Origin of the sequence: Rhodococcus sp. P14 (genome assembly GCF_000256505.1) — a bacterium.
Classification (GTDB): domain Bacteria; phylum Actinomycetota; class Actinomycetes; order Mycobacteriales; family Mycobacteriaceae; genus Rhodococcus; species Rhodococcus ruber.
The window spans coordinates 22,540-28,583 of sequence record NZ_AJFC01000390.1 but is presented as its reverse complement, the minus strand read 5'-3'; the positions used below and the strand labels follow the sequence as shown (position 1 = coordinate 28,583).

The 6,044-nt window shown below is 71.3% G+C and carries 7 protein-coding genes; 3 read left to right on the top strand and 4 right to left on the bottom strand.

Going from position 1 to position 6,044, the window contains the following annotated elements; translation table 11 throughout:
* Positions 1 to 237: 237 nt before the first annotated feature.
* Entirely contained in the window at positions 238 to 732 is a 495-nt protein-coding gene (locus OEY_RS0127085) for a hemerythrin domain-containing protein (protein WP_010596861.1), read from the top strand.
* A 100-nt stretch (positions 733 to 832) separates the two neighbouring features.
* On the opposite strand, the gene OEY_RS0127080 is transcribed toward OEY_RS0127085, so the two are convergent.
* From OEY_RS0127080 to OEY_RS0127065, 4 genes are read right to left on the bottom strand one after another with little or no spacing between them, the layout of a single operon-like run.
* The gene (locus OEY_RS0127080; RefSeq protein ID WP_010596860.1) at positions 833 to 1,540 is read right to left on the bottom strand and encodes a hypothetical protein; all 708 of its coding nucleotides are present in this window, start codon (positions 1,538 to 1,540) and stop codon (positions 833 to 835) included.
* Positions 1,541 to 1,584: 44 nt separating this feature from the next.
* A complete protein-coding gene (locus tag OEY_RS0127075) occupies positions 1,585 to 2,166 on the bottom strand; it encodes a hypothetical protein (protein ID WP_010596859.1) in 582 nt (193 codons plus the stop codon).
* A gap of 49 nt (positions 2,167 to 2,215) precedes the next feature.
* Positions 2,216 to 3,490, bottom strand: a complete 1,275-nt coding sequence (gene hisS, locus OEY_RS0127070) for a histidine--tRNA ligase (protein ID WP_010596858.1) — start codon at positions 3,488 to 3,490, stop codon at positions 2,216 to 2,218.
* A gap of 40 nt (positions 3,491 to 3,530) precedes the next feature.
* Entirely contained in the window at positions 3,531 to 4,214 is a 684-nt protein-coding gene (locus OEY_RS0127065; RefSeq protein ID WP_026137910.1) for an MBL fold metallo-hydrolase, read from the bottom strand.
* Between the two features lie 167 nt (positions 4,215 to 4,381).
* On the opposite strand from OEY_RS0127065, the gene OEY_RS0127060 reads away from it, so the two are divergent.
* Both OEY_RS0127060 and OEY_RS0127055 read left to right on the top strand, forming a co-directional pair.
* Positions 4,382 to 5,254: a peptidylprolyl isomerase gene (locus OEY_RS0127060; protein WP_010596856.1), complete on the top strand. Its 873-nt coding sequence runs from the start codon at positions 4,382 to 4,384 to the stop codon at positions 5,252 to 5,254.
* Positions 5,254 to 6,039 (top strand): peptidylprolyl isomerase, encoded by a 786-nt coding sequence (locus OEY_RS0127055; RefSeq protein WP_010596855.1) that lies wholly within the window; start codon positions 5,254 to 5,256, stop codon positions 6,037 to 6,039. Before OEY_RS0127060 ends, OEY_RS0127055 begins: the two co-directional genes overlap by 1 nt.
* Positions 6,040 to 6,044: the final 5 nt, after the last annotated feature.

Sequence of the window (6,044 nt, the reverse complement as noted above, 5' to 3'; positions counted from 1 at the left end):
TTCGAGCTGCACTACCCGCACATGGTGGAGGTCATGCGGGCGGAAGCGCACGTGGGCGTCGGCAGGCGGCACGCCGCCGAGGTCGCCGAGGAACCCCACATCCGGGACACCGCCGACCGGACACCCAAGAGCACCTGACCGGTCGGCCGGATCGGTGTAACCGGGCTCCCGCCGGGGTATCTGGAGCGCACGCCCCGCACGGGCGAGCACTCGAGAACCACTTCGGCGGGAGGCCCGGTGTCCACTGACGCAATCGTGTTGTTGAAGGAAGACCACAAGGAGATCCGCAAGTTGTTCCGCGAGTTCCGCGGCGCGGACGACGACGAGGAGAAGGGTCGGATAGTCGGACGGATCATCGAACTGCTGACCGTGCACACCTACATCGAGAACGAGGGCATGTATCCCGAGGTGCGCTCGCTCCTGCCCGACCTCGAATCGGACATCCTCGAGTCGTTCGAGGAGCACCACGTCGCGGATGTGCTGGTGATGGAGCTGGCGGGGATGAAGCCCGGTGCCGAGCGGTTCGACGCGAAGACGACGGTCCTCATCGAGAACGTCGAGCACCACATCGAGGAGGAGGAAGAGGAGTGGTTCCCGAAGGTGCGGGAGGCACTCGGCCGCAAGAAGCTGCAGGAGATCGGGGCGCGGATGCTCGAACTGAAGGAGAAGGCACCCCGCTCCCCCGCGCAGCCGTCGGCCCTGAAGAAGACGATCGACGCCGTCGTCAGCTGACACGTCGCCGGACCGCTACCGGTCCGGTTCACGAAGGCCGGGGGTGTGGAGTTGCTCCGCACCCCCGGCTACTGCGCTCCGGCGCCCCAGCGGTCCGGCGTTACGGAGCGGCGGCGGAGTCGGGCAGATCGCTCCGCGCGGACCCGTCGGCCGCGCCGCGACCCGCGCGGCTGCCCTGGTAGGCGTCGCGACGGAACGACACGAGCCACCGTGGCCACAGGTCGACCGAGGCCGGGTGGTTGAGCACCGGGTCGAACGACGGTTGCGCCTCGTCGGAGGCGCGTACCTCGCTCTCGAGCGTGACGCGCCCGGCCGGCACGAGCCGCCCGCGGGCCGACGCCACGTGCAACGAGAACACCAGCGGCCCGCCGCGCCGAGCCAGTTCCCGCACAGACGTCGACGCCGGCTGCTCCCCCTCGGGGAACGCGAAGATCCACCGCGGCGCGAGATCGACGTTCGTGCGATACGCCATCAGGGAGCCGTACCGCGCCGTCGACCAGCCTCGCGCCGGCAGCAGCACCGCCCTGGTCGGCACGTGCAGCGTGGCGAGCAGGATGTCCCACGGACCGCTCTCGAGCGAGAACCGCAGCGCCAGACCGAGGATGTCGGGCACACCGTCGGGCGTGCCCACGGCACCGGACAACCGGGCGGTCACCGGTACCCGGGCCGGGACCGAGCGCGGCCACCAGCCCGGCGCCAGTTCCGCTTCCCCCTGGAAGAGCACCCCGTGCGGGTGGAACACCCGGGCGCCGCGCAACGCGGAGGCAGCCCGGAACGGCGCGGCGAACACCGCGTGCATCGAGATCATGCGCCCCGCATACCCGGGGTGCCGCCACACCAATCGGCGTGCGCTCATTCGACGAGCGAAGCCACCTCGTGATCGGTGAGCGTGGTCTGCGGCACGCGCCCGGCGTCCCGGGCCAGCAACACCGCCCGGTACAGCGGCCGTTGCTCCAGTCCCGCTTCGCGGGCCTCCGCCCGCAGCTGCTCCACCAGTACCGACGACATCGCCGCGGCCGAGGCCAGCTCACTCGCCGCGAGCGCGTCTGCGAGCCGGCGCAACGCCAGCACATCGAGCTCCCGGCAGCCGCCGTTCGCGTACAACGCCAGCGGGACCGACACGATCCGGTCGCCGTCGTTGAGCCGCAGCACCACCTGACTGACCCGCAGCGCCGACACCACCAGTTCGACCCCGGCGAGGTTGCGCAGCTGCACCCGCCGGGTGCGCAGTGCCCCCTTCGCCGTGATCGTGGTGCCGTCGATCCAGCGGCGCCGGCGCAGCACCGCCAGGGCGCCCACTGCCGGCGGCACCCCGACGATCATCCCGGACACGACCGCGACCAGCGGGCTGGCCACCAGATACACCAGCAAACCGGCCACCACGCCGATCAGGAGGGAGAACGCCGCGACCCTCCCAGCGCGGGGTGCGAGCACCCGCGCCGGGATCAGGTCCAGACGGGTCGGCGCAGGACGTCCCGACGGGTCAGGTGCCGGCAACGACGTCCCCGACCCGGGCGACCACGTCGTCGAGCGGCACGGTGTGCTGTTCGCCGGTGCGCAGGTCCTTGACCACGATTTCGCCGGCTTCGAGCTCTCGCTCCCCCAGGACCAGGGCAACGACGGCTCCGGAGCGGTCGGCGGCCTTCATCGCTCCCTTGACGCCGCGCCCTCCGTACGCCAGGTCCACCCGGATGCCGGCGGCGCGCAGCCGATGGGCGATCGGGACCAGCGTCGACTTGGCGGAGTCGCCCATCGGCACGCAGAACACCTCGCAGCGGGCGGGGCTGCCCGCGCTCTTGCCCTCGGCGGCGAGGGCGAGCACCGTGCGATCGATCCCGAGACCGAACCCGATGCCCGAGAGGGGCTGCCCGCCGAGCTGAGCCATCAGGCCGTCGTAGCGTCCGCCGCCGCCGATCCCGGACTGGGCGCCGAGGCCGTCGTGGACGAACTCGAAGGTGGTCTTCGTGTAGTAGTCGAGGCCGCGCACCATGCGCGGGTTGATCGTGTAGGGCACGCCGAGCGCGTCGAGGTGCGAGAGCACCTCGTCGAAGTGCGCCTTGGCCGTGTCGGAGAGGTGGTCGAGCATGAGCGGGGCGTCGGCCGTCATCTCCCGCACGTGGGGGCGCTTGTCGTCGAGGACCCGCAGCGGGTTGATCTCGGCGCGCCGGCGGGTCTCCTCGTCCAGGTCCAACCCGAACAGGAACTGCTGCAACAATTCCCGGTACTGGGGGCGGCACGTCTCGTCGCCGAGGGAGGTGATCTCGAGGCGGAATCCGTCGAGGCCGAGGCTGCGGAATCCGGCGTCGGCCACGGCGACGACCTCGGCGTCGAGGGCGGGGTCGTCGACGCCGATCGCCTCGACCCCCACCTGCTGCAGCTGACGGTACCGCCCGGCCTGGGGACGTTCGTACCGGAAGAAGGGGCCCGAGTAGCTCAGCTTGACGGGCAGCTGGCCACGGTCGAGGCCGTGCTCGATCACCGCCCGCATCACCCCGGCGGTCCCTTCCGGCCGCAACGTGACGGACCGGTCGCCGCGATCGGCGAAGGTGTACATCTCCTTGCTCACGACGTCCGTGGACTCGCCGACGCCGCGCGCGAACAGCCCGGTGTCCTCGAAGATCGGCAGCTCGATGTGCCCGTAGCCGGCCAGCCGCGCCGCGCGGGTCAAGCCGTTGCGCACGGCGACGAACTCCGCCGACTGCGGCGGGACGTAATCGGGTACACCCTTGGGCGCCGAGAACGTGGAGGGCTTGCTCAACTGTCGCTGCTTTCTCTCGTCGGTGGGTCGGGAGGCCGGGTCAGCGGGAGCCGGTCAGCCCGGCCAGAAAGGGGTTCGACGTCCGCTCCTGACCGATGGTGCTGGTCGGGCCGTGTCCGGGCAGGATCGCGGTGGAGTCGTCGCGCACGAGCAGTTTCGCCGCGATGGAGGCGAGCAGCTGTTCGTGGTCGCCGCCCGGCAGATCGGTGCGGCCGATCGAACCCTGGAACAGGGTGTCGCCGGTGAGGGCGATCTCGACGTCGTCGCCGTCGGCGGTCGTCGCGTGGGTGCGCAGCACCACCGAACCCTGGGTGTGCCCCGGGGTGTGATCGACGACGAACCGGATGCCGGCGTGCTCGACCTGATCGCCGTCGGCCAGTTCGATCACGGTGCGCGGCTCGGTGAATTCGGCGCCTTCGAGGAACGGCTTCAGCGTCGGGCCGATACCGCGACCGGGATCGGTCAGCATGTAGCGGTCCTCGGGATGGATGTAGGCCGGGATGTCGTAGCGGTCGGCGACGGCCTGCGCCGACCAGATGTGGTCGAGATGCCCGTGGGTGAGCAGCACCGCGCGCGGCGTCAACCCGGACCGGGTCAGAAAGTCCGCGAGGGGCTCGGCGGCATCCTGTCCGGGGTCGACGACGACGCAGTCCTCGGCGTCGTCCTGCGCGAGGATGTAACAGTTCGTCTGGAACATCCCGGCGGGGAATCCGGTGACGAGCACGGGCATCGCTCCTACGGTGTGGGCCTCGGTGTGGCTCCTACAGCCTAGGCCGGGCTCCCCGGCGACCGGCTCTCAGGTTGGGGTGGCAGACTCGATCCGGCTCGAGCCGGGGGCCAGCGGCGACGATGGATCCGGCAACGACGATCGGTTACGGGAGGACTACTGCAGTGCCGAGTAACGCACAGCGGCGCCAGGCCGCCAAACGCAAACTCGAGCGGCAGCTCGAACGACGGGCCCAGCGGGCGCGCAAGCGCCGCCAGCTCACCATCGGCCTGTCCGCGCTCGGTGTGGTCGCGGTCGTCGCGGCCGGCGTCGGTGTCTGGATGCTCACCCGCGACGACGGCGCGGACTCGACCGCGGCGTCGGAGACGACCGAGCCGGCGCCGCCGGAGTTCGGAGCGCTGCCGGCGGCCCGGTCCGAACCGTTGCCCGAATCCGTGACCTGTGCCTATCCGGCCGCCGGTGAGCCCGCCAGGCCCGTGCAGCCGCCCCGCACGGACGGCATCCTCACCACCGGGGAGGGCAACACCGACATCAGCGTCAGCGTGGAGACCACCCAGGGCAACATCGGGCTGGTCCTGCAGAACGACACCTCCCCGTGCACGGTCAACAACTTCCTGTCGCTGGCGTCGCAGGGGTACTTCGACGACACCGCCTGCCACCGCCTGACCACGTCCGACACGCTGGCCGTGCTGCAGTGCGGCGACCCCACCGGCACCGGGGCCGGCGGTCCCGGCTACCAGTTCGCCAACGAGTTCCCCACCGACCAGTACGCACCCGAGGATCCGGCGGCCACGCAGCCGTTGACCTATCCCCGCGGGACCGTCGCGATGGCCAACGCCGGCGCCGACACCAACGGCAGCCAGTTCTTCCTCGTGTACGGCGACTCGGTCCTGCCGCCGCAGTACACCGTGTTCGGCACCATCGACGAGACCGGCCTCGCGACCCTCGACAAGGTCGCCGCGGGCGGGGTCGAGGGCGGCGGCCAGGACGGCGCGCCGGCCCAGCCGATCTCGCTGACCAGTGTCAGGATGGACTGATGACTCGTACTCGATCCGTCGTCGCCCGGACGGCCGTGGCCGGAGTGGGCGTGGCGCTGCTGCTCGCGGGGTGCTCGGACGATCCGGACGGCGGGTCCGCGACCGCGACGAGCGCCGCGGCGCCCACGTCCGCCCCGTCGCTGTCCGACTTCCCCGCCTTGCCCGTCCAGCGTGCCGAGCCGCTGCCCGAGACGGTGAGCTGCGCGTACCCGTCGGACGGACGGACGGCCGCGAAGCCGGCGCAGCCGCCGCGCGCCGAGAATGTCCCCACCACCGACACCGGCGTCACCGTCACCACCACCCAGGGCGACATCGGCCTGACTCTCCGGGGCGAGCTGTCCCCGTGCACCGTCAACAGTTTCCTGTCGCTCGCGTCGCAGGGATATTTCGACGACACCGACTGCCACCGCCTGACCACCGACCCGACGCTGTCGGTGCTGCAGTGCGGCGATCCCACCGCCACGGGCACCGGTGGACCGGGCTACGAGTTCGCCAACGAGTTCCCCACCGACCAGTACGCGCCCGGAGATCCACAGGCGCAGAATCCGATGGTCTACCCGCGGGGCACGCTCGCGATGGCCAACGCCGGCCCCGGCACCAACGGCAGCCAGTTCTTCCTGGTGTACGGCGACTCGATCCTGCCGCCGCAGTACACCGTGTTCGGCACCATCGACGAGACCGGCCTGGCGACGCTCGACGAGATCGCCGCGGCCGGGGTGGACGGCGGCGGACCCGACGGCCCACCGGCCGCGACGACGACGCTGACCGCCGTCCGCACGGCCTGACCCGG

Bases quoted from the DNA above. Each gene is read 5' to 3' on its own strand.
- OEY_RS0127080 (WP_010596860.1), bottom strand. From the start codon at position 1,540: ATGATCTCGATGCACGCGGTGTTCGCCGCGCCGTTCCGGGCTGCCTCC.
- OEY_RS0127055 (WP_010596855.1), top strand. From the start codon at position 5,254: ATGACTCGTACTCGATCCGTCGTCGCCCGGACGGCCGTGGCCGGAGTG.